Origin of the sequence: Flavobacterium terrae (assembly GCF_900142035.1) — a bacterium.
GTDB lineage: Bacteria > Bacteroidota > Bacteroidia > Flavobacteriales > Flavobacteriaceae > Flavobacterium > Flavobacterium terrae.
The window spans coordinates 736430-761783 of the sequence record NZ_FQZI01000002.1 but is presented as its reverse complement, the minus strand read 5'-3'; the positions used below and the strand labels follow the sequence as shown (position 1 = coordinate 761783).

Genomic DNA, 25354 nt, shown 5'->3' with positions numbered 1-25354 from the left:
TTTAATAATTAGCATCTATAAGTATGTCTTTTTTTGACTGCTTTAAGATTTGATTATTACCCGAAATTATTTCCATTTATTTATTGTTTATTATTATGGCTAAAAGAATTTTAATGCTAGTTAGCTTATGTGGCTTATTGTTTAATGCTAGCTGCAACAGCAAAAAAGAAGAAAAAAAAGAAGAAACAAAATTTTTAGTAACTAGTCCTGTTAAAAAGGATACTTTAATTACTAAATCATACGTTTGCCAAATCCAATCTATCAACCATATAGAGCTTAGAGCTCAGGAAAGAGGTTATTTGCAAAAGATTTTCGTTGATGAAGGTCAATTTGTAAAAAAAGGACAATTGTTGTTCCAAATTATGCCTAATCTTTACAGAGCTGAAGTACAAAGAGCACAAGCAGAAGCTAATTTTGCTCAAATTGAATACCAAAACACTAAGAAGCTTTCAGATAAAAATGTAGTCTCTCCAAACGAATTGGCTATGGCAAAGGCCAAATTGGATAAAGCTAACGCTGAATTAGCTTTAAATAAAGTTCATCTACAGTTTACAGAGATTAGAGCTCCTTTTGATGGAATTGTAGATAAATTTCACGTACGCTTAGGTAGTTTGCTTGAAGAAGGTGAACTACTAACAAATATGTCTGATAACAGTAAGATGTGGACGTATTACAATGTTCCTGAGGCTGAATATTTAGATTATAAGTCTAAAGCAAGTACCAATGTTAAAACAAAGGTAAGTCTATTAATGGCTAACAATGAAATTTTTCCCTACACAGGCGTAGTTGAAACTATCGAAGCCGACTTTAATAACGAAACAGGTAACATTCCTTTTAGAGCTACATTCCCTAATCCTAAGGGATTACTGCGTCATGGAGAAACAGGAAGTGTACAAGTGAGTCTTCCTCTTAAAAATGCTTTGTTGATTCCGCAAAAAGCCACTTTTGAAGTATTAGAGAAAAAGTATGTGTATGTAATTGATAAAAACAATGAGGTGAAATCAAGAGCTATTACAATTGCTGCTGAATTACCACACATATTTGCTATTAGCAGTGGTTTATCTGAAGGAGATAAAATTCTTTTGGAAGGATTAAGACTAGTTAAAGAGAATGAAAAGATTGAATTTGAGTTTGTTAAGCCACAATCTGTATTGTCTCATTTAGAACTATACGCCGAATAATTTAATCGTAAATAAAGAGAAAAATGTTTAGCAAATTTATACATAGACCTGTATTTGCGATTGTAATTTCAATCATAATACTTTTTGTAGGGTCATTGGCAATCAAACAATTGCCAATATCTCAGTTCCCCCAAATCGCACCAACCACGGTAAACATATTTATTGCTTACCCAGGAGCTAGTGCCGATGTTTTAGTTAAATCAACGCTTATTACACTTGAAAATTCCATAAATGGTGTTGAAGGAATGCGTTACATGGCTACAGATGCTACTAGTGCTGGTGAAGCTACCCTTAGAATCATTTTTGAACCTGGAACAGATCCCAATCAAGCTGTAGTTCGAGTAAAGACTAGGGTTGATCAAGTAATGCCTCTTTTACCTGAATTGGTTCAGCGTGAAGGAGTAGTAATTACACCTATCCAGCCAAGTATGTTGATGTACGTGAATTTATTTTCAAAAGATAAGAGTATCGACGAAAAATTCTTGTACAACTATGCTAGTGTTAAAATGATTCCTGAAATCAACCGATTAAAAGGAGTTGCTCGTTCGCAAATATTAGGAAGTAGAACCTATGCTATGCGTGTTTGGTTAAATCCAGATCGTATGAGAGCTTACAATATTTCTGTAGATGAAGTAATGGATGCACTTGGTGAACAAAGTATCATTGGTCGTCCAGGACGTATTGGACAAAGTTCGGGTATTGCCGCGCAATCATTAGAATATGTATTAACATACAAAGGAAGATATAGTGAGCCTAGTGAGTATGAAAATGTAATTATTCGAGCTAATTCGCAAGGAGAAAGCATTCGTTTAAAAGATATTGGAAAAGTTGAGTTAGGAAGTGAATTCTTTGATATTTACTCAAATCTAGATGGACATGCTTCAGCAGCAATTGTATTAAAACAAAATTATGGAAGTAACGCAAGTGATGTAATTAAGGAAATTAAAGCCAAGCTTGAAGAAATGAAAAAATCTTTCCCTCCGGGAGTAGATTATAAAATTAGTTATGACGTTTCACAGTTCTTAGATGCTTCAATCGAGCAGGTAATAGATACATTACGTGATGCCTTCATTCTTGTGGCTTTGGTAGTGTTTGTTTTCTTAGGGGATTGGCGTTCTACTTTGATTCCTATTTTAGCGGTTCCGGTATCGTTAATTGGAGCTTTCTTTGTAATACAGTTCTTTGGACTTTCAATTAACTTAGTGACATTGTTTGCATTAGTACTAGCTATTGGTATTGTGGTCGATGATGCCATAGTCGTCGTGGAGGCGGTGCATGCCAAGTTTGAAGAAGATCCACATATTACACCATACAAAGCTGTTAAAAAAGTATTAGGAGAAATAAGTGGTGCGGTAATCGCAATTACTGCGGTAATGGTTTCGGTATTTTTGCCAATTTCATTCATGAGCGGTCCAGTAGGAACTTTCTATCGTCAATTCTCGATTACAATGGCGAGTTCAATTGTGATTTCGGCACTAATCGCTCTTACGTTAACGCCTGTTTTATGTGCTATCATGTTGAAAAATCATCATGGTCATGAACGCAAAAAGAATATATTGACAAAAGCATTAGATAAGTTCAATATGGCATTTGATAAAATGACAGGTAAATATGTAGCCTTATTGAAATCAATTGTTAGTAGAAGAGTTGTAACTTTTGGAGTGCTATTAGTGTTTTGTGCTGGTACTTTCTATGTGAACAAAATTTTACCTTCTGGATTTATTCCAAGTGAGGATCAAGGTACTATTTATGCTATTATTCAAACGCCTCCTGGATCTACATTAGAAACTACAAATCAAGTTTCACAAAGACTTCAAAAAATATGTGAAAAAGTTGATGGTGTTGAGTCAGTATCTTCATTAGCAGGTTATGAAATTATGACGGAAGGTCGAGGATCTAATGCAGGAACTTGTCTTATCAACTTAAAACCATGGGATGAGCGTGAGCATACTGTAAAAGAGATAATGGAAGATTTAGAAGAAAAGTCTCATGGATTAGGAGCTATTGTGGAGTACTTTGAGCCACCAGCAATCCCAGGATTTGGTTCTTCTGGAGGTTTCTCTATGCGTTTGTTAGATAAAAATACAACTACTGATTACCAAGATTTTGACAGAATTAATAAAAAATTCATGGAAGATTTAGGTAAGCGTAAAGAGTTAACTGGATTGTTTACATTCTTTGCGGCTAATTATCCTCAATATGAATTAGAGATTAATAATGACCTAGCAATGCAAAAAGGAGTTTCTATAGGGAAAGCTATGGAGAACCTTAACATTATGATTGGTAGTACATACGAACAAGGTTTCATTAAGTTTGGCCGTTTCTTTAAAGTGTATGTTCAGTCGGATCCTAAATTTAGAAGACTTCCTTCAGACATCCTAAACATGTTTGTTAAAAACGATCATGGAGAAATGGTTCCGTATTCAGCGTTTATGACACTTAAAAAGGGGCAAGGACCAAATGAGATTACACGTTATAACATGTATAATTCATCGGCTATTCAAGGTTTACCTGCTGAAGGCTATACCACTGCCGATGCTATTCAAGCAATACGAGAAGTAGCTCAAACATCATTACCAAAAGGATATGATATTGCTTGGGAAGGACTTTCGTTTGATGAATCAAACAGAGGTAACGAATCAATCTATATTTTCTTAATTGTGTTAGCATTCGTATACTTTGTATTAGCAGCACAGTATGAAAGTTTCATTATTCCGTTATCGGTAATACTTTCTCTTCCTGTAGGTATTTTTGGTTCTTTCCTTGTACTACAGTTAATGGGCTTAGAGAATAATATTTATGCCCAAATTGGATTAATCATGCTTGTTGGATTACTCGGTAAAAATGCCGTGTTAATTGTTGAGTTTGCCATCCAGAAGCGCAATGAAGGATTTACGATTCTAGATGCGGCTATTGAAGGAGCTAAAGTTCGTTTCCGTCCAATTTTGATGACATCATTTGCGTTCATCGCCGGATTAATTCCATTAATCATTGCAACAGGAGCTGGAGCAATTGGTAATAGAACCATTGGTGGTGCAGCTCTAGGAGGAATGTTATTTGGAACTATTTTCGGAGTAATTATTGTTCCTGGTTTGTATTACATTTTTGGAACATTAGCAGATGGTAGAAAGTTAATTAAAGATGAAGAGGAAAGTTCTTTAACAGAGAATTTTGTTCACATGATAGATGATTTTAAAACAAATAAACACGACGAAGAAAATGATGAGAGTAAATAAAAATTTTAAAATTTCGTTAGTAGCTTCTGCTTTAGTTTTGTTGACTATAATTAGTTGTAAAACTCCTGATGTTGCTAAAAGAAATGAAAATAAAAATATGCCTGAACAGTTTGCGACTGTTCAGGATACTGTTAATTCTGCAAAAATTTCATGGAAAGAGTATTTTAATGATACTTACCTGCAAGCACTAATTGATGAGGCGTTGAAAAATAATCAGGAACTGAATATTACAATGCAAGAAATTGAAATTGCAAAAAATGAAATTAAAGCACGAAAAGGAGAGTATCTTCCATTTGTTGGATTAAAAGCAGGAGCGGCAGTTGATAAACGTGCTCGTTATACCAATATTGGTGCAATGGAGGCTAATACCGAAATTGAAGAAGGAAAAGAAATGCCTGAGCCTTTACAAGATTACAATATTGGAATAGTTGCCAATTGGGAGTTAGACATTTGGAAAAAGCTTCGTAATGGAAAAAAAGCAGCTGTAAATAGATATCTTTCTTCAGTTGAAGGTAAAAATTTTATGGTTACTAATTTAATTAGTGAGATTGCAAACTCTTACTATGAGTTATTAGCTTTAGACAATCAATTACTGATTGTTAATCAAAATATTGAAATTCAAAGTAATGCTTTAGAAATTGTAAAAGTTCAAAAAGAAGCTGCTCGTGTTACTGAATTGGCAGTGAAAAAATTTGAAGCTGAGGTATTTAAAACAAAAAGTCTTCAGTTTGAGGTGCAACAAAAAGTTGTTGAAACAGAGAATAAAATCAACTTTTTAGTAGGTAGATTTCCGCAACATGTAGATAGAAGTACAGTAGCGTTTAATGATATTTTGCCAAATATTGTGCATGCAGGAATTCCATCTCAACTTTTAAAGAACAGACCTGATATTCGCCAAGCAGAATTTGAATTAGAAGCTTCTAAATTAGATGTAAAGGCTGCAAGAGCTAGATTTTATCCTTCTATAGGTATTACAGCAGGAATAGGTTATCAGGCTTTTGATCCTAGTTATGTTTTTAAACCAAAATCATTACTATATTCTTTAGCTGGTGATTTAGTAGCACCGCTTATAAATCGTAATGCAATAAAAGCAAGTTATAATACTGCAAATGCAAAACAAATTCAGGCAGTTTATAACTATGAACAAACAATTTTAAACAGTTATGTTGAGGTGGCTAATCAAGTTTCAAAAATCAGCAACTTAGAAAAAAGTTATAATTTAAGAGCTCAACAAGTTGAGGCGCTTACGGCTTCAATTTCGATTTCAAACGAATTGTTTCGTTCTGCAAGAGCAGATTATATGGAAGTTTTATTAACGCAACGTGATGCACTAGAATCGAGATTTGATTTAATAGAGACAAAAATGCAACAGCTTAATGCTATGGTAAATATTTACAAAGCACTAGGTGGTGGTTGGAATTAAAAGGGTACATTTGAGTTAGTTATAAAGCCATTATACATTATGTATGATGGCTTTAGTTTTTATTTAAGCTTTTCCAATACTCCTTTACGTTTTACGATGTTTTTATAATCCCATTGAATGTTTCTGCTTTTTTCTAGCCATCTTTGTAATTCGCTAGAATTAATTTGACTCGCTTGGGTATAAAAAATGGATGCATCTTTAAATTTACCAGTTCCTGATTTTAGTTTTTCTTCATCAAAATCTGCCCCACTCCAAAACATTAATCGAATACCAGCTTTTTGTTTGCTGTAACCTACAATAGGATTTCCATCTAAAAACCAGACTGGGTGAGCGTGCCAAATTTTGCTTTCAGCTTCTGGAATACCTTTGTTTATTTCTTTTTCTAAAGTTTGACAGATGAATTTTTCCTCAGGTTCTTGTTTGTCATTATATTTTTGGATTTCTGAATTCATTAACTAGTATTTTAATTAAAGTTAAGGAAAATATGTTGTAGTAAGTACGAGTTGTTTTTCGAGATTTGAATTATATTAATAAAAAAAGGCAGCACTTAAGTGCTGCCTTTTTTATATAGTAAGTATATCTTAGAAGTTATATCTAACTGATAAATTCCATGTTCTTCCAAAACCTAAATAAGCATTGTTTATTTTAGAAACTCCTTTGTAGTTCCCAAAAACTTCACCATAAGTAGTACTTGTAGTAGAAATTTGTTGGTTGTTACCATAACTTGAATTAGATTCCATTATGTAGTTTCTGTCAAGCGTATTGTCTAAATTGAAACAAATATTTAATTTATGTTGGTTTTGTAATGCTAAAGTATAATTGATAAAAGTATCAAATACTAAATAACTTGGTAGTTCAACTACTGAGTTAAAATAGTTGTTTTCGTAAGTAACAGGGTCAAATCTTTCAATAGGAGCATTAGTATAAAAACGATCATTGTATCTACCTTTTACACCAAATTGAAGTCCTTTTGCAATAAAAGTTTTTACTCCCAAGTTAATCATAGTTTGAGGAATCCCTCCAACATTATTGTCTTTTACGAAAAGAGTATCTACTTCATCTCTGTCATAATAAGTGAATTTAGCATCAGATGTGTATTTCCATTCTCCATAAGAAAAAGAAGCATAGATGTCTATTTTCTTAGTTGGTTTAATATTTAATTCAGCTTCAACACCATAATTTTTACGGTTAATATCTGTAGTCGCTCCTAAAAATCCTGAGAATTCACTTGCATAAGGAATTGTCGAATCTTCATGATTTGCATAATAACCGTTGATTTTAAAAGTAGCAATTGAAGATGTAAATCCGTATCCTGCTTCTGCAGAATAAAATTGCTCATTTTTAAATTGTTGATTAGGAATTTCTGAATAACTTGAGAAAATATTAGTGTATATAGGTGCTCTAGAAACAATACCACCATTAATCCATAAATTGTGTTTGTCTGTAATATTAAAGTTAGCTCCTAATTTTACATTATAACCATCAATATTAACAGAGCTTGAGTTCTTACTCTCGTTAGTAAGTAAGTTGTTTGATTTACGACTTAAAAATTGTCTGTTAAAACCTCCTTGTGCTAATAAATTAACCTTTTTGAAGTTAGCTTCTAATTGAGCATAAGCACCTAAGTAGTCAATTTTTGATGTGTAATCATAATTTACTTTCTTTTCATTGCCTACTTTTTTGAATATATTCCAGATGTTACTTTCTGTTGAATAACCATTTGTTACATAGTTTTGATACGCATTAACTGTTGAAGTAAGTTCGCCATAATTATTGTTAATAGCATATCCATCAGCTCCAAATAAGTTTTCTATTGTTCTGTAATTTTGGTAAGAAGTTTTACGATAATCAATACCAGTATTTACTTTGAAAAATTTCCCTAATTGTTTGTCTATATTGACAATTGAACCATATGAATTGATTTCTTTATTGTTGGCAATTTGAGAAACACCTGTGTAGGTTTGTTCTCCAACAATTGAATTTAGATATAAACCATTTATTGCATCTCTATATCCATTAATGCTAGGGTCATATCTAAAGTAAGAAAGTTGTCCGCTATTATATCCGTGTATAAAGTCAAAATCTATTTGTGCAGTATTATTTAATACTCCATTTTCTGAAGTTAAATAGGGTGAACCGTTAAATACAACATTGTCTCCGTTCAATCTAATATCACTAGATTTTCCTTTTGTACCATAAGCTTTAACAGATAATTGATCTGTATTGTTGAATTTATAATCCCATTGAAGGGTAGCCATTGGTTTATGACTATTATTGCTTTGAGCAGTATAAGTATCATTATTGTAGTAACCCCAATCTTTGTTGTAATGAGAATTCATTTTTTCTTCGTTAGCATCAAAATATTGGAAAAGTGCAATTGGCGTATTTCGTTGGTTATGCCATTGAGGAGTTCCTAGTAATTTAAACTGAAAGTTATTTTTATTATTTTCATAACCAAATGCAATAAAATAACCTGTAGCATTAAAGTTAGTATTGTTAACATAACCATCACCAGATACATTGTTTAACATGAAATTGAAACCAAATCCATTTTCCATTTTTCCAGTACCATAAGATGCTCCAAATTTTCTATATCCGTTGTTACCTGTTGAAGTAAACAAACTTCCACCTCTTGGAGAAAATGCATCTTTTAAAATAAAGTTTACAGTTCCAGCAACCGATGAATTCACAAGTTTTGATGCTCCTAGCCCCTTTTGCAACTGAATTGAAGTTACTGCTTCATTAATTGTCATTAATCCAGTCCAGTCTACATTTCCTGTTTCAAGGTCATAAAGAGAAATACCATCAACCATAGGGGTTAAATTGTTTTGGTCAAATCCTCTAACTCTAAGTTGTGAGTCTCCAAATCCACCACCCATTCTTGAAACATAAGCTCCAGGCATATCACTTACTAATTCAATGAAGTCTTTATTTGAAGCTTGAGTTTGAATGTCTGATTGAAATAAAGTTGAAGAAGCAATTGGTGATTTTCTATTTTCAACAACATCGACAATTGATGAAGTGTTTTCAATTTGTTTGTTGATGTCATTTTCTAAGAAAATAGTTTCTAAGTCAATTGTCTTTGAATCTTTAAGAGAGACTTGGTTAACTACTATGAATGTTGTTTTGTAATTTAGAAAACTAATCTTGATACGATTTTCAGTTATATTAGTTTTTAGACTAAATGTACCTGTCATATCTGAGTATGAAGAGGTCAATTCGTTATCACCTTCATTTGGTAGAATTGAAATTTTTGCACCATAAATATTCTCAAAAGTATTTGAGTCTTTAATGACACCTTTAATTGTTATTGTATTTTGTCCAAATGTTGTGAAAATGGACAGAAAGAATAGGATTAGATAAAAAATGATTTGGCTTTTTTTCATTTGTGTAAGTAATTAATTTTGGGCGGCAAAACTAAGGATTGTTTTATTTACAGAAAAAAAGCAGCTCTGTTTACGGGCCTTTAGAAATTACTATATCGTTTTTTTAACTGGCTTTATTGAGATAATATATAAAAATGGTTAACTTTTTTTATTATTCTTTCAGGTTAAATGTTAAAGATTTTTGAGGTTCCCATTTCTTTTGTTTTTCATAGTATTGTAAGAATAGTTTTAGGAAACAACAAAAAAATGTTATAAAAAGAAGGTAATGTGTGTTGTGCTGTTATTTTTTAATCTTTTGTTTTTTTGGTATTTGAATTAATTAATAAAGCCAAAAAGCTTTAAAAAGAATAAAACTTTTTGGCTTATTGCTACTTAACCATTTTAATTTATTGCTTAACCAATTGTAATTCTATATCTAATTTTACATCTTCACTTACTAGAACGCCACCAGTTTCTAGAGCCGAATTCCAGTTTAGTCCCCAATCTTTGCGATTTACTTTGCCAGAAATATTTAAACCTGCTTTAGTATTTCCCCAAGGATCAGTCATTAAACCACTGAATTCTGCTGGTAGTTTTACAAATTTGGTAACGCCTCTCATTGACAAATCACCAGCGATTTCATAGTTCTCATTATCAATTTTTGTTAGTGAAGAAGCTTTGAATGTCATTTTTGGATGATTTTCTGCATCAAAGAAATCAGCGCTTTTTAAGTGATTGTCACGATCTGCATTGCGTGTATCAATAGAATTGATGTCTGCTGAGAATTCGATATTCGATTTTGTGAAATCATCACCTTCTGTTACAATGTTTGCATCATAGTTTTCAAATTTTCCAGATACATTAGTAAGCATCATGTGTTTTACTTTAAAACCTACTGTTGAGTGTGTTGGATCTATTGCCCATTTTGTTGTTGACATAATTATTATTTTTTAAATTTTATTATTCTAATTTGATACGACAAAGTTATGTTGAGGTTGGTGTTCAACTACTTAACCTAGATTAAGAAATTTTAGATATGCATTGGAACTTCCATCAATAAAAATTCTGCATCAGAATCTGCTTTAATGGTTAAATTTTTAGTATTCCAAATTCCTAGACCATCTCTTTTGTTTAAGGCTTGTCCGCCAACAGTTATATCTCCATTTAGTACAAAAACATACAATCCGTTACCTTGTTTTTTAAAAGTATATTCAGTTGTGAAATCTTTATCGAATTTACCCAAGTGAAACCATGCATCCTGATGAATCCAAACTCCTGCATCATCTGCGTTTGGAGATAAAATCTGTTGTAATTTATTATGACGATCCTCTTGATTTAACGTGATTTGATCATAGCGTGGAGTAACCCCTTTTTTGTTAGGAATAACCCAAATTTGGAGGAATTTTACAGCTTCATCTTCATTTTTATTGTATTCGCTATGTTGTACTCCAGTTCCTGCACTCATAACCTGAATGTCGCCATTTTTGATCACAGTTTTATTGCCCATACTGTCTTGGTGCTCTAAATCACCTTCAAGCGGAATACTAATAATTTCCATGTCTTGATGAGGATGTTTACCAAAACCCATTCCAGCCGAAACAGTGTCGTCGTTAAGTACTCGAAGTACCCCGAAATTCATTCGCTCTGGATTAAAATAATTAGCAAAACTAAAGGTGTGAAAACTTTGTAACCAACCATGATTAGCATTACCGCGTGTGTCTGCTTTGTGTAAAACGATATTTTCCATAATTTTTGAATTTGTGTTTTGGATGTGATTGAATCCGATGGCTTCTTTTTCGGATTCGGTAGTTTTTTTAGCTAAAGCAGTTCCTGTTAGAATTGCTCCGCTACCTAAAGCTACTTTTCGGATAAAATCTTTTCGGTTCATAACTTGTTCATTTTGATAGTACAAAGTTATATCAGGAGGTAGGGTTAAGTACTTAACCTAGATTAAGAAATGTTTTTAGATCAAAAGTCGAAAGTCGAAAGAAGAACTTCCTTGTTTTAGAATTATTTCTTCAAAAGTCGCGCTTTCATTTTACTGAAAAATTCAGGAGTTACTCCTATATAAGAGGCAATTTGCTTTTGAGGAATGCAATGTGCCAAATCGTTAAATTTTTTAAGGAATTTATCATAACGAGCTTCGGCAGTAAAGCTCATGTTGTCGATAAGACGTTGCTGGCTCGCAACTAAAGAGTTTTCTATGATAATGCGGAAGAAACGTTCTAGTTTAGGAACTTCCGAATACATTTTTTCTTGATTTTCTTTAGATATGGCAAGAACTTCAGCGTCTTCGTTCACTTCGATGTATAATTGGCCTGGGCGTTGTGATAGAAAACTATACATATCGGCAATCCACCAACCCGGACAAGCAAAACTTACTACATGTTCGACACCATTTTCATCCATGTTATAACTACGAATAATACCTTTGGTTACAAAATAGGAATGGGTACAAACTTCACCTGATTTAAGAAGTATGGTTTTAGCTTTGAATTGTAAAGGTTCTGTAAAAGATAAAACACGTTCCTGCTCTTGTGAAGTGAGTGAAACGTGTTTTGCTATGTTTTCTAGAAGAAGGTTCAAGAACTATTTTTTTGTTTTTTCGTCAACCAATGCAAAATCAGTTGCTATAAATTTATCATTTTTGATTTCGCCACTAACTTTTGCTTTTCTCACAGCATTGCAAAATCCATTTTCAGCATGTGCATCCCCATGTTGGTCAATCTTTGTTCCTTCTACAAAGTACGAATGGCCATCTATTTTTACGGCTAAATCACAACCTTTTTTTGAAGTCATCCCAAAGTTACATTGACCGCAAGAAGCTTCGACAACTTGGTCTTTTATTTCTTTTTTCTCTTGTGCACTTACACTAAACGATACTAGCGTTAGTAACAGTAAAACTATTTTTTTCATGATTATGATTGTTTTGATTTTTTATTTCACATCTTCGGGGTCCGCATTTCATACGATGAGGACCACATGAAGTGAGAGTAAAGATAATAAATAATGTGAGAATTATTTTTTTCATATCATAGATTTGGTCTTACTAAAGTACATTATTTTAGGCATTAAATAGTGTTAAATTAAAAAACCGATGCTATTTGTAAACATCGGTTTATATATTAATGCATGTGATCGTCTTCGATTTCGAATTCGGCGTCTTTTTCCCAAATCTCCATTTCACAAGGTTTACAGTTGAATTTTAATTTATATTCTAATTCTCCTTGTTTTAATACTAATGGTTCTTTGACTTTTTTATCCATATTTTCACGATGGTATTTCGGACAACGTTCCAATTCGTATTTGATGCAATATTTAGTAGTCATTACACGAGATTTTCCTGGATCCCATTGTAATTCGAATGCTTTTTCGATTTCAGTAACTCCGTGGCGTTCGTAAAATTTACGAGCTGTTTTATTGGCTACGTTATATGTGAAATCTAATTTAGTTTCAGGATAAGGATGTGACGTTTTTTCTAATTTATGTTCATGGCGAACATAATTTTTCAAACGAGTTTCAGACAATTGTTCGTAAACATTTCTTCTCATTTCATTGATTTTTGAAATAGGAAGGAACCAGTTTTCAGTGAATTCAATTGTAATTTCATCAGCCGTGTAAGGAGTGAAGCCTGTTTTTCCTAAATTCACTTTGAATGTATCTTCTAACGACTGGTCGTTTTTTGTTTTTTCTTTCGGATGAACTAATTGTACTGTACTTACATTATTATCTTCATCAGTTGCGATTAATTCAAAACCATTTTCGTTTTCTTTCAATAATAATGAGGTACTGATTTTTCTAACAGCACTATCTTCTCTTTCAACTAATTTGATGAATGCAGCGTCATTGTTACGGTAAATTTCAGTTCCGTTAGCAATTTCTTTTAAGACGTTTGGATAAACAATGCCGTTTTCAACTTTGTTTACGTAAATGCCTTCGGCTTCATTATTTTCGTTGATGTAGCAAAGTCCGTCACCATTGTTTAACAATTCACCGTTTTCAATAACATAAGAATTGCCAATAGTTTCGACTAATTTACCAATGAATTGTCCTTTTGATTTTGGACTTTCCCATGAGCCAATCGATTGATGTCTTTCGTTTACGAAATAGTCTGTATAACCACGATTGAAAGTACGTGTCAATTCTGAATCAAAAGTATACGTACAAGTTCCAGAAGAAGATTTGATGTATTTATCACCGTTTTCGGCTAAGAAAGCGTCTAGTTTTTTACGTAAGTACGAAACATTATTTTTTACATAAACGATGTCTTTTAAGCGTCCTTCAATTTTGAATGAGCAGATACCAGCTTCAACCAAGTTTGGAATTTGGTCAGAAACATCAAAGTCTTTAATAGAAAGTAAGTGACTGTTTCGGATTAACGTTTCTCCGTTTCCGTCAATTAAATTGTAAGGTAAACGGCAGTTTTGCGCGCAAGAACCTCTATTGGCAGAACGTTCTCCATTTGCCACACTCATATAGCAGTTGCCACTGAATGAAACGCAAAGTGCTCCTGTAACGAAGAATTCCAATTCAACATCAGTAGCTTCACTGATTTCTTTGATTTGGTGTAAATTTAATTCTCGGGCTAAAACCACACGTTGGATTCCTGCATCGGCCAAAAACTTAATCTTTTTTGGATCACGATTATTTGATTGTGTACTAGCGTGAAGGGCAATAGGAGGTAAGTCTAATTCCAAAAGCCCCATATCTTGAATGATAAGCGCATCTACACCTATATCGTATAATTTCCAGATTAACTGGCGACAAGTTTCTAGTTCGTTGTCATATATAATGGTATTGATAACCACAAAAATCTGTACATTATATAAATGTGCATATTGAACCAATGCCGCAACATCTTCTATAGAATTGTTTGCATTTGAGCGTGCGCCAAATTTGGGAGCACCTATATAAACGGCATCGGCACCAGCATTTATCGCTGCAATACCAGTTAATAAATCTTTTGCCGGAGCTAAAATTTCTATCTTCTTCTTCATTTCTAAAAACTTATTTTCCGAATATTACCGAAAAAATGAGTGCAAATTTCCGAAAAAAAAATAAGCTTACGAATTATTGATTCATTTTTTGGCTAAAAGATGTTGTTTTTAAGAAAATTACTTCATTGTCAGCCGAGTAAGTCGGTTTTTTATGCGTTCACTTTTACTAAAGTGGCAGTGTTTTTTGCTTTTTCAACAATTTCTTCAATTGGTGTATCAAGTGAATCATTTACTAACACAACTCCCATTCTTCTGAAAGGTCTTGAAGTTGGTTTTCCAAAAATTCTAAAATCGGTCTTTGATAAACTCGCTACTTTTTCGATACCATCAAATGTTGGATTATTTGAATTTTCAGTTGCTAAAATAACGGCACTTGCTCCAATTTTTTCCTGAGTGATTTCGGCAATTGGAATACTTAAAATGGCACGTAAATGCAATTCGAATTCGTTGAAATTTTGTGTTTTGGCTAACGTCACCATGCCAGTATCGTGAGGTCTTGGTGATAATTCTGAAAAATAAACACCTTCATCAGTTAAGAAAAACTCCACACCAAAAAGCCCTGCACCACCTAAAGCTTCAGTAACTTTTCGAGCCATGTCTTGAGCTTCTATAATATCTTTTTCTGAAACTTTTGCTGGTTGCCAGCTTTCCTGATAATCCCCACGTTCCTGGCGGTGACCTATAGGTGCGCAGAATAACGTAGGATGATTGTTTTGAGTAACTGTTAACAATGTTATTTCTGAATGGAAATTAACAAAAGCTTCTACAATAACTTCTACAATATCGCCTCGCGAACCTTCTACAGCATAATTCCATGCTTTTTCAATATCATTTTCAGATTTTATGGTTGATTGCCCTTTTCCAGATGAACTCATTAGTGGTTTTACTACACAAGGAATACCAACTTCCGTAACAGCTTTTTCTAATTCTTCTTTTGTTGTGGCATAACGATAATTTGCAGTTCGTAATCCTAAATCTTTGGCTGCTAAATCACGAATGGCTTTACGGTTCATGGTAAAATTTGCAGCTTTAGCCGAAGGAACAACAGTTATGCCTTGTTTTTCGTAGTCGTAAAAACGTTCGGTGCGGATAGCTTCTATTTCAGGAACAATAAAATCAGGATTATGCTTAGCTACAATTCGGTCTAGTTCTGTTCCATCAAGCATGTTAATCACTTCGTGTTCGTGAGCCACCTGCATGGCTGGTGCGTTTGCATAACTGTCTACTGCAATGACATATTGACCAATACGTTGTGCAGCGATTACAAATTCTTTTCCTAATTCTCCTGAACCTAATAATAGTATTTTCTTTTGCATTTGTTGTGTTGTGGATTGTGGTAATAAAAAAGCCCCAAGTTTCCTTGAGGCGTGATATTATGATAAAGATTCTTTGATTCTCTTTATAGCTTCTCTAAGTTGTTCTTCACTGGTTGCGTAAGATAGTCTGATGCAGTTTGGATTACCAAATGCGTCTCCAGTTACTGTTGCTACATTGGCTTCGCCTAATAAGTACATGGCAAAGTCATTGGCATCTTTAATTTCTTTTCCTTTTAAAGTTTTACCAAAATATTCAGAAACATCAGGGAAGAAATAGAAAGCACCTTCTGGCATCGTTAATTTAAAACCTGGGATTTCAGATAGTAATTGGTATACAATTCCTCTTCTGCTTTCAAAAGCATCCACCATATATTTAATAGCTGAAGGAGATGCTTCAACAGCAGCTTTAGTAGCGCGTTGAGCAATTGAGTTGGCACCACTAGTTACTTGTCCTTGCATTTTGATACATGCTTTAGCGATAAATTCAGGAGCACCTAAATAACCAATTCTCCATCCCGTCATTGCAAACGCTTTTGCTACTCCGTTAACAGTAATAGTGTTGTTTTCCATTCCTGGAATTGAACCTATACTGCAATAGTTACCAGTATAGTTAATATGTTCGTAGATTTCATCAGAAACTACATAAATATTTGGGTGTTTTTTTAATACATCAGCCAATACTTCTAATTCTTCTTTGCTGTAAACAGAACCTGAAGGATTACAAGGAGAACTGAACCACATCATTTTTGTTTTTGGTGTGATAGCAGCTTCTAATTGTGCTGGAGTCATTTTGAAGTTTGACTCCACAGAAGTTTCAACTGGTACAGGAATTCCGCCTGATAATTTTATAATTTCAAAGTAAGAAACCCAGTAAGGAGCTGGAAGAATTACTTCATCGCCATCATTCAACATTACTTGGGCAACATTGTAAAGCGATTGTTTTGCTCCCGTAGAAACTACGATTTGAGCAGGCGTATAATTTAAATTGTTATCTCTCTTGAATTTATTACAAATGGCTTCTTTTAAATCGGCATAACCTTCTACAGGAGGGTAGGCTGAATAATTGTCATCGATAGCTTTTTTAGCAGCTTCTTTAATAAAGTCTGGTGTGTTGAAATCAGGTTCGCCTAAACTTAAACTGATAATGTCTTTTCCTTGAGATTTTAATTCTCTGGCTAAAGCAGCCATGGCTAAAGTTTGTGAAACGGCTAGGTTGTTAATTCTTTCCGATAAAATTGTACTCATTTTAGTTTGAAAATTGTGTTGTGTGTTTATTTATGCTAATTGTGGTTTTTGTCCTAATTCTTTTAAATGACGGAAATGAGATGCTATTGCAGCTGTCATGGTTTTGTATTCGTAATACGGTAAGTTGCATTCTTTTGCTGTTTCTTTAACTATTTCCGCAATTTTACCATAATGAATGTGGCTAATGTGAGGAAAAATATGGTGTTCGATTTGGTGATTTAGTCCACCTGTATACCAATTTACTAACCAATTTTTAGGAGCAAAGTTCACAGTTGTAAACAACTGATGAATTGCCCAAGTATTTTCTAATTCGTTTTCATCATTAGGTTCAGGAGTAACTGTATCCTCAATCACGTGAGCTAATTGAAAGATTATACTTAAAATTAAACCAGCTGTGTAATGCATAATTACGAAACCAATTAAAACTTTCCACCAAGGGATACCTAATACCATAGGTATTACTAACCAAATTGAAAAATAAATCACTTTAGTGATTACTAATGTTGTCCATTGAATTGCAGGACTCTTGAATTCACCATACGATAATTTACGTTTTAAATAACGTTTCATTTGAAGGAAATCAGTGGTGATAGCCCAGTTGAAAGTCAATAATCCATAAAGGAAAACTGAGTAATAATGTTGGAATTTATGAAAACGATGCCATTTTGCCGTTTTACTAAAACGCATAATTCTTCCAGCTTCTAAGTCCTCATCATGTCCCGGAATATTGGTATATGTGTGGTGCAAAACATTGTGTTGTACTTGCCAGTTGTAAACATTTCCTGCAAGGATGTATATACTTCCTCCCATAAATTTATTTAACCATTGTTTTGAGGAATATGAACCATGATTCCCATCATGCATTACATTCATACCTACACCAGCCATTCCAATTCCTATAACTATAGATAGTAATATATGTGCCCAAAAAGGTAGATCTAAAGTTAATATCAAAAAGTAAGGGCTCAAAAACAAAGCAAACATAACTACAGTTTTTAAATGTAATTTCCAGTTTCCTGTTTTTTGTATGTTGTTCTCTTTGAAATAGTTATTAACTCGAGTATTCAATGTGCGAAAGAATTTCATCGAGTCTGTTCTAGAAAAAGTTGGAATTGTTGTATTCATATTTTTTGCAATAAGCGCCAAAGTTAATGTTTAATAAATTGAATTGATACTCATTAACACAAATTTTAACCTCTAAATTATGTAATTTTGTGAAAAATTTGATTTATGGAAGAAATACTAAAGTATTTTCCTAATTTGTCTCAAGAGCAAATTGCTCAATTTTCAAAATTAGAGGCTTTATATTTAGATTGGAATGCCAAGATTAATGTCATTTCTAGAAAAGATATTGAAGAATTATATATTAAGCATGTATTGCATTCTTTGGCAATTGCTAAAATTCAGGAATTTAAAGCTGGAAGTACAATTTTAGATGTTGGTACAGGGGGAGGTTTTCCTGGAATTCCATTGGCGATTCTTTTTCCCGAAACAAAATTTTACCTTATTGACGTTATTGCAAAGAAGATAAAAGTAGTTAATGAAGTGGCTCAGGCCATTGGTTTGAAAAATTTAAAAGCTGAACAAAAAAGAGCAAATACTGTAAATGATAAATTTGATTTTATTGTTAGTCGTGCAGTAACTAATATGCCAGATTTTGTAAGTTGGGTGAAAGGAAAAACTAAAAAAAATAATGCTCATTCTGAAAGAGCTAATGGTATTTTATATTTAAAAGGTGGTGATTTAACAGAAGAATTAAATGATTTTCCAGAAGCTATACAATATAATATATCTGACTTTTTTACTGAAGATTTTTTCGAAACCAAAAAAGTAGTGTATTTGCCATTATAAAAAAGTCCCGAGTTTATCGGGACTTTTTATTTTATTATTCTTTGATAATTCTTTTAGTGATTTTTGATCCTTCGGTTTCTATTTGTAAAATATATGCTCCTTCAGATAAGATTGAAATTTCTAAATGAATCTGATCAGAATTAACATTTTTAATTTCTTTATCCTGAATTACTCGGCCTCTTAAATCTATTATCTTCGTTCTAATTTGACTTAAAGTAGTTGGCGATTTTATTGTAATAAAATCTTTTGAGGGATTAGGATATATACTTAATTCTAATTGTTGGAATTGATTTGTACTTAATGAAGGCTCTACTACAACTGTAAAAGGAATGTTAGAGGGAATCATCATTCTTGAGCAATCGTTTGTGAAAGTAACTTGAGCTTGCCAAGTTCCTTCTTCAATACTATTATCTTGAATGTTCAATATTGTAGGGTTGCTACTTCCTCTAGAAGCCCCAGTTGGGTCAAACCATTCTATAGTTCCGCTGTATAAATTAGAAGGAATTTGTAATTCTAAGTTTGAACCTTGAGGTACAGTTGCGCTATTTGCTGTTGTAAAACCATTATTGTTTAAACTATATTGAGTAGCACTATTTAGATTAGGATTTGGAGGGTAAATTGTCACTGTAACTGGAATTACTTTAGTAGGAAATCCAACAGGAGTAACATTTATAGTATAAGTCCCTGGAGCAATATTGCTCACAGACATATTTACTGTCCCATTTGCTGAAATCGAATTTGGTGTAAACGTTACTGATGAACCAGTTGGGTTTCCTGTAGCTGTAAAAGTTGTTGGAGTAGGTAAACATCCATGAATGTTGTTATAATCAAAAGTAAAATTTGCATTATTTCCAGTACATGTGCTTGTGCTGTTTGAACTTACAGTATTAAAGTCAAAGTCAGGTTTAACAATTTCACACCAAGCAAAATCAACATTTCCTTGAGTCAATTTAACATGTCCTTCATTTGTAGGTGGCATATACCAGTTTTTAAATGGAGTAGTGTTTGTAGTTGTGGTGTTTACTCCATCCCAAGGCGTATCAGCTGCGCCTAAATTAATATTGAAATAATAATTAGGTTGATTGTTGTTAATGTTTCCGCCAATATTTAATCCCATAGAACTTACTGCAGGAATAAAACTAAAATAACCACAACGCATTGAGTTTAGGAAATTAGTTAAAATTGGATCTCCGCCTAAAGAGTTTGCTAAAGCGAAAATGTCAAATAATCCGCCCGGTGAAGAATCAACCCCGTTTGTATTTGAACTTTGTTTTGCAGTCGCTATAAATGTATCTTGAGTTACCCAAAAGAAAATCTGAGCTTGAATAGATACATTTACTATTTGTTCCTGAACATTTGCATTTGGCATATATTCACAAAAGGTTTGTGCCCTAGTATTTAATCCAAACACTGTTCCTGTGTTTATATTACTGTTTATTAAGTCAAAACCTGGATTTACATCATTGTTGTTAATGTCTTTAAATTTTGCACTTAAACCGCTTCCGTTAATCATAGAAATATTTCTTGTGTTTACAGGAAATCCCATAGTATTCATTCTGTTTTGGAAATTATTTCTAAAATTTTGTGCACCAGTTGGTAATAAAGGGAGGCCTGTAGTTGGAACACGAGGATCATCAACACCCACAATACTTGTAGTGTGTGCGTCAAAATGATCAACTAGCATTTGCTTTGCAGCAGGAGAACGTAACATGCCTTCAACTAGAGGTTTTACTGCGTCAACATCTCCATATCCATAGGCAAAGTAATTAAATAAATGTTGAAGTCCTATTGGTACATTGGCTCCGTAGTGTGGAGAGTCAAATGAAATCCAAAGTCTTGTTTGATGATTTAGAGAGTTTAGTTCCATAAAGCGTAATGCATATCTAGAAATTAATCCTCCCATACTAGGACCTATTACTACATTTTGTTCATTTCCTGTTTTTTGGTTGTTAATTAATTCGATAACAGTAACTAATGAAAGTGCATTTCTTTCTATAAAATCAGCTCCTCCATCTATCGTATTGTTAAGTGCATTAATATATGTGGGAAAGTTTACTACAACTACATCAAATCCTTCTTGATTTCGTATTCTATCACCAAGATTTTGTGTAATTCCCTCTGCATCTGTATAAGTTAAAAGGTTGTATACAGCAGTAATGTTTCTGCTATCTGAAGGGTCAAAACCATCTACTATAAAAATAGGTTTATCTAATACTCCGTCTGGGCTTAAAAATACTTCATATTCGCACTTTCCTGGAGATTGATCCGTAGCGCCATAAATTGCTAGATCTGGATTTCTTGTTGATGTGATTAAGCTTGGTGATCTTCTGAAAAGTCTTGCCGTATCTTCGTTTGAGTAACTAACTTGAAGTGTTGATTTTCGTATTATTGTTTCTCCATTTTCTAATTCGATTTTGAAAGAAATGTTCTTTGTTCCTTCAGTGTTGTAGTTTACAGAAATGGGTTTGTTGATTTCAGAAATGACATAGCCTTTGTTGTCATCAAAGTTAATGCTAATGTTTTTTATATTGTTAGAAGTTGAATTTACAAACATCTTATCATCAAGAATAAAAGTTGTTTGTAATCCTTTTTTTCTACTAGTTAGAGGAGCAATAATTGTGTTTGAATATTTACTAAAAACATAGTCAGAAGATAAACGCTTGGCTTTATTGTTCTCTATTTTAATTTTGCCATTTTCAAAAGCTTCTTTGCTTATTGTTTCAAATTCAGTGTGAATGAGTCCTATTTTTATGGTTTCTGAAGTAGTTTCTAACTTCATTTGAGATTTGATGTAGTCAGAATTGTTAAATCGGTTTAGCTTGTCAGAAATTGATAATTCTTGGTAAGATTGGTAAAAGCCATACATTCCATAGCTTTCGTTTTTTTGGCCTAAGATTGAAAAAGGCTTGGGATTGGTTAAGAAAATTTTTGTTTTCATGCCTTTCTGACTAAAATCAGAAAAGTCGATTTTCTTCTTGCTTTGAGCCTGGATAATAAAATGGCAACAGCAAAGAAGCAAAATCAAGCGATAATTTTGTTTCATTGGTTTTTGGTTTAGTTTGTTTAGTTGTTTTTTGTCTATTTTATAAAAAAATAGTTAAAATTATATGCATGCATAATAATTTTTGATTCCCAAATTATAAATAATATAATAATTAACAAAATTATTAGTACTAATTTAGATGCAAGGAAATAAAAAAGGCCGCAATTTGCGGCCTTTTTAAATATTTGGTTTTTAAGTTTTTTAACCTAAAAACGGATATCTGTAATCTGTTGGAGTAACAAATGTTTCTTTAATTGTTCTTGGAGAGACCCAACGCAATAAGTTTTGAGCAGAACCTGCTTTATCGTTTGTTCCTGAAGCTCTCGCTCCACCAAAAGGTTGCATTCCTACTACAGCTCCAGTTGGTTTGTCGTTGATGTAGAAGTTTCCAGCGCTATTTTGTAAAGCAATAGTGGCTTCTTCAATAGCATAACGATCTTGACTGAAAACTGCGCCAGTTAAAGCATACTCAGATGTTGAATCAACTAATTTTAATACATCAGCCCAATCTTTATCTTCATAAATATAAACAGTTAACACTGGTCCGAATAATTCGGTTTCCATTGTTGTGTATTTAGGGTTTGTAGTTAAAATTACAGTTGGCTCAATGAAATAACCAACAGACTTATCGTAATTACCTCCAAAAATAACCTCTGCATCTGCGTCTGCTTTTGCTTGGTCAATATATTTGGCTAGCTTATCGAATGATCCTTCATGAATTACAGCAGTAACAAAGTTGGAGAAATTTTGAGGGCTTCCTTGTTTTATTGTTGCTAATTCTTTACCCATTTCTTCTTTAATTGCAGGCCAAAGACTTGTAGGGAAATAAGCTCTTGAAGCGGCAGAACATTTTTGTCCTTGGAATTCAAATGCACCACGAATTGTATTAGCAACTACTTGTTTTACATTAGAAGATGGGTGAACTAGAATGAAATCTTTTCCTCCTGTTTCTCCTACAATTCTTGGGTATGTTTTATAAGTATGGATGTTTTCTCCAATTTTTTTCCATAATTCTTTGAATACGAAAGTGGATCCAGTGTAGTGGATACCTGCGAAATCTGGTGAAGCTAAAATTGTATCAGTAATCATAACTGGGTCACCAAAAACAACATTGATAACACCGTCTGGAACTCCAGCTTCTTTAAATACATCAATGATAACTTTTGCAGAAAATACTTGGCTGTCTGATGGTTTCCAAACTACAACATTCCCCATTAACGCAGCACTTGCTGGTAAATTAGCCGCGATTGCAGTAAAGTTAAAAGGTGTAATTGCGTAAACAAAACCTTCTAATGGTCTGTATTCAACACGATTCCATACATCAGAATTTGATGATGGTTGATCTTTGTAGATTTGAGTCATAAACTCAACATTGTAACGTAAGAAGTCGATTAATTCGCAAGCGGCATCTATTTCTGCTTGATGAATTGTTTTTGACTGGGCAATCATAGTTGCTGCATTTATTTTTGCTCTGTATGGGCCAGCAATTAATTCAGCTGCTTTTAAAAAGATTGCTGCACGCTGTTCCCATGCCATGTTAGCCCATTTTGTACGGCTTTCTAAGGCATTCGCAATAGCTTTTTCTACGTGTGACTTTTCAGCTAAATGATAAGTACCTACAATATGTTTATGGTCATGAGGAGGAGTCATGTTACGGGTGTTGCCCGTTCTGATCTCTTCGCTTCCTATATATAATGGAACGTCGATTTTTTCATTCCACATTGCATTATATGCTTTGTGAACTGCCACAGTTTCTGGTGAATCAGGTAAGTATGATTTTACGGGTTCATTTACCGCTTTTGGTATATTAAAAAATCCTTTAAGCATTTTTTTTATTTTGAAAATTAGACAATTGTTATGTTGATTTTGAGTACAAAAGTACAAAGGTTTTTTGGATTAGCCCAGACAGAAAGGTAAAGCTTTGAAGTGAAATTTTATACAATAATTGAACTTCCTTACATTAATTTAAAGCAAAAGGAGCATTTAGTTTAAATGAAGGAACAATAACGATAAATGATCTGGTAGAAGTGAAGTTAACCATTTCAAAGTGTCCTTTCATGCTTCCGTGAGGAGAGCAAAGTAAACAGCCAGAACTATACGTGTGAATTTCACCAGGTTTTAAAACGGGTTTTTTTCCAATAACTCCTTCTCCGTCAACAGTTTCCATTTCATTGAGAGCGTCAAAAATTTCCCAATGACGAGCCATTAGTTGAACAGAATCTTTACTGTGATTTTCAATTGTAATATGATAGCTGAAAGCAAAATGCATCTTGTGGTTTTTGAAGTAAGTTCCTTCAAAAGTAGTCATAACTGAGATTTTAATACCTCTTGTAATTTGAGTAACCATAAAGTGCAATTTCTACATTTTCACAAAGTTATGAATTTATTGATAAAAAATATTAAATGAAATCATAAATTTTAGTTGGTGATGTTTGTAGAATTAGCATCCCCTTTACCAATGATTCTATCATATCTTTCACCGTTTGCTCTATAATATACTAAAGCTGTATAATTATTTTCTGTTTCATAATAATTACCATCAATATCGTTCGCAGCATCTACTTTTTGCTTTCCATCTGTTAAGGTGTAGTCATAGTTATTGAACCCTTGTTTTATTAAAATGGCTTTTTGAAAAATACCTTTTTCAGTATTGTATTCCATTTTGTTTTCAGAATTTAAAACATTGTTGTTAAACATTCCAGTAACATAAATATTTGAATTAGCAGCATATTCTGGAGCGAAAAGAGAAAAATATACCCAAGTATAATCTGCTTCTACATCATTGTTTTGTGCTATTAAGTTTCTAGGTTGAAAATTACCATTAACATCTGGGAAAAATGTGTATCCTTTATTTTTTCTGGGAGAGTCTGTGTATAAAAACGTGTTGTACAAACCACTATTACTATCAACTTTTGCGATAGTATTAGTTGCAGCTCTTATTTCTTTGTTGTCAAAGTATAGGTATTCATTGCCAGCAAAAAACTGAGTCTCTTGATTATATCTAAAAATTAAGTCGTTGCCAATTGTATATTGAGGTTTTACATTAACGATGCAATTGTTCCATTTCCCATTTTGAAAAAGAATTACTTTTATGTTTTGCATTGGATTTTGAAAGATGAGACTTGTAGATTTTATGCTAAACTCGACATTATGCATCTTTTTATTGTCAGATCCTGTTCTAGATCTTTTTATTTGCATAGGAACTTCTGTTAATTCTTCGTATACAACGAATTTTTTCGAAAAAATTAAATCTCTTGTACTATTGTATATGGATAAGAGATAATTACCGCTTTTTGTTAACTGGCAAAAGTTGTTTGGGAAATTTAATCGATAATGCGAATAAAGTTGAAGCGTGTTAAATGAATTTTCGTAATCTTGAATACGTTGATTGTCTATTCCGGAAATATATTCTGCCTTAGCTAAATCTGAAGGAGTCCAATTATAGTTATAATGAGTTACTGTAAAATAATAATCTTCTTCGTTGCCATACAAATCGTCAAAACTAAACTGAAACGGTTCTCCTAATCTAAAAAAAGGATAAACATTATTAGTGTTTTGAGTAAATGTTACAGTTTTTATATTGAATGGTGGTTGTGTTTCAGTTACCTGTGCGGTTAATTGATGTCCCCAAAAAACGAAAGCAATAAAAAAAAAGATCCGATGCATTATTAAATATCTGTATTTAAGTAAAGATATA

19 protein-coding genes are annotated in these 25354 nt (G+C 33.0%); 4 read left to right on the top strand and 15 right to left on the bottom strand.

Going from position 1 to position 25354, the window contains the following annotated elements:
• The first annotated feature begins 113 nt into the window (after nucleotides 1-113).
• The 3 genes from BUC09_RS07765 to BUC09_RS07755 are packed head-to-tail and all read left to right on the top strand — an operon-like array spanning nucleotide 114 to nucleotide 5840.
• On the top strand, nucleotides 114-1181 hold the full coding sequence (locus BUC09_RS07765; protein ID WP_234972530.1) for an efflux RND transporter periplasmic adaptor subunit: 1068 nt from the start codon (nucleotides 114-116) through the stop codon (nucleotides 1179-1181).
• A 23-nt stretch (nucleotides 1182-1204) separates the two neighbouring features.
• On the top strand, nucleotides 1205-4417 hold the full coding sequence (locus BUC09_RS07760) for an efflux RND transporter permease subunit (RefSeq protein ID WP_073310277.1): 3213 nt from the start codon (nucleotides 1205-1207) through the stop codon (nucleotides 4415-4417).
• Entirely contained in the window at nucleotides 4404-5840 is a 1437-nt protein-coding gene (locus BUC09_RS07755) for a TolC family protein (protein ID WP_394333002.1), read from the top strand. Before BUC09_RS07760 ends, BUC09_RS07755 begins: the two co-directional genes overlap by 14 nt.
• A gap of 59 nt (nucleotides 5841-5899) precedes the next feature.
• Here the strand turns inward: BUC09_RS07755 and BUC09_RS07750 are convergent, their stop codons facing one another.
• The 11 genes from BUC09_RS07750 to BUC09_RS07705 form a co-directional block, all read right to left on the bottom strand.
• Complete coding sequence (locus tag BUC09_RS07750) at nucleotides 5900-6292, bottom strand: DUF1801 domain-containing protein (protein WP_073310275.1); 393 nt, start codon at nucleotides 6290-6292, stop codon at nucleotides 5900-5902.
• 129 nt (nucleotides 6293-6421) lie between these two features.
• Nucleotides 6422-9226, bottom strand: coding sequence for a TonB-dependent receptor (locus BUC09_RS07745; protein ID WP_073310274.1), 2805 nt, complete (start codon nucleotides 9224-9226; stop codon nucleotides 6422-6424).
• A 386-nt stretch (nucleotides 9227-9612) separates the two neighbouring features.
• A complete protein-coding gene (locus BUC09_RS07740) occupies nucleotides 9613-10143 on the bottom strand; it encodes a YceI family protein (protein WP_073310272.1) in 531 nt (176 codons plus the stop codon).
• 92 nt (nucleotides 10144-10235) lie between these two features.
• The gene (locus BUC09_RS07735) at nucleotides 10236-10952 is read right to left on the bottom strand and encodes a pirin family protein (protein WP_200778482.1); all 717 of its coding nucleotides are present in this window, start codon (nucleotides 10950-10952) and stop codon (nucleotides 10236-10238) included.
• Nucleotides 10953-11215: 263 nt separating this feature from the next.
• Nucleotides 11216-11791, bottom strand: coding sequence for a Crp/Fnr family transcriptional regulator (locus tag BUC09_RS07730; protein ID WP_073310268.1), 576 nt, complete (start codon nucleotides 11789-11791; stop codon nucleotides 11216-11218).
• A gap of 3 nt (nucleotides 11792-11794) precedes the next feature.
• Nucleotides 11795-12121 (bottom strand): DUF6370 family protein, encoded by a 327-nt coding sequence (locus BUC09_RS07725; RefSeq protein WP_073310266.1) that lies wholly within the window; start codon nucleotides 12119-12121, stop codon nucleotides 11795-11797.
• A complete protein-coding gene (locus tag BUC09_RS15020) occupies nucleotides 12078-12236 on the bottom strand; it encodes a lipoprotein (protein WP_159432944.1) in 159 nt (52 codons plus the stop codon). The genes BUC09_RS07725 and BUC09_RS15020 overlap by 44 nt, the downstream gene beginning before the upstream one ends.
• A gap of 94 nt (nucleotides 12237-12330) precedes the next feature.
• Entirely contained in the window at nucleotides 12331-14202 is a 1872-nt protein-coding gene (locus BUC09_RS07720) for a peptidase U32 family protein (RefSeq protein ID WP_073310264.1), read from the bottom strand.
• A 149-nt stretch (nucleotides 14203-14351) separates the two neighbouring features.
• Nucleotides 14352-15518 (bottom strand): formate-dependent phosphoribosylglycinamide formyltransferase, encoded by a 1167-nt coding sequence (purT, locus tag BUC09_RS07715; protein WP_073310262.1) that lies wholly within the window; start codon nucleotides 15516-15518, stop codon nucleotides 14352-14354.
• Between the two features lie 57 nt (nucleotides 15519-15575).
• Nucleotides 15576-16763: a pyridoxal phosphate-dependent aminotransferase gene (locus BUC09_RS07710; protein ID WP_073310260.1), complete on the bottom strand. Its 1188-nt coding sequence runs from the start codon at nucleotides 16761-16763 to the stop codon at nucleotides 15576-15578.
• A 30-nt stretch (nucleotides 16764-16793) separates the two neighbouring features.
• Nucleotides 16794-17888, bottom strand: a complete 1095-nt coding sequence (locus BUC09_RS07705; protein ID WP_073310258.1) for a fatty acid desaturase family protein — start codon at nucleotides 17886-17888, stop codon at nucleotides 16794-16796.
• A 105-nt stretch (nucleotides 17889-17993) separates the two neighbouring features.
• On the opposite strand from BUC09_RS07705, the gene rsmG reads away from it, so the two are divergent.
• Nucleotides 17994-18614, top strand: coding sequence for a 16S rRNA (guanine(527)-N(7))-methyltransferase RsmG (gene rsmG, locus BUC09_RS07700; protein WP_073310256.1), 621 nt, complete (start codon nucleotides 17994-17996; stop codon nucleotides 18612-18614).
• Nucleotides 18615-18648: 34 nt separating this feature from the next.
• Here the strand turns inward: rsmG and BUC09_RS07695 are convergent, their stop codons facing one another.
• From BUC09_RS07695 to BUC09_RS07680, 4 genes are all read right to left on the bottom strand, one after another.
• On the bottom strand, nucleotides 18649-21552 hold the full coding sequence (locus BUC09_RS07695; RefSeq protein ID WP_073310254.1) for a T9SS type A sorting domain-containing protein: 2904 nt from the start codon (nucleotides 21550-21552) through the stop codon (nucleotides 18649-18651).
• A gap of 306 nt (nucleotides 21553-21858) precedes the next feature.
• Nucleotides 21859-23484: an L-glutamate gamma-semialdehyde dehydrogenase gene (gene pruA, locus BUC09_RS07690; RefSeq protein WP_073310252.1), complete on the bottom strand. Its 1626-nt coding sequence runs from the start codon at nucleotides 23482-23484 to the stop codon at nucleotides 21859-21861.
• A 133-nt stretch (nucleotides 23485-23617) separates the two neighbouring features.
• Nucleotides 23618-24004 (bottom strand): Co2+/Mg2+ efflux protein ApaG, encoded by a 387-nt coding sequence (gene apaG, locus BUC09_RS07685; RefSeq protein WP_073310250.1) that lies wholly within the window; start codon nucleotides 24002-24004, stop codon nucleotides 23618-23620.
• A 71-nt stretch (nucleotides 24005-24075) separates the two neighbouring features.
• Nucleotides 24076-25323: a type IX secretion system plug protein gene (locus BUC09_RS07680; protein WP_073310248.1), complete on the bottom strand. Its 1248-nt coding sequence runs from the start codon at nucleotides 25321-25323 to the stop codon at nucleotides 24076-24078.
• Between the last annotated feature and the right edge of the window lie 31 nt (nucleotides 25324-25354).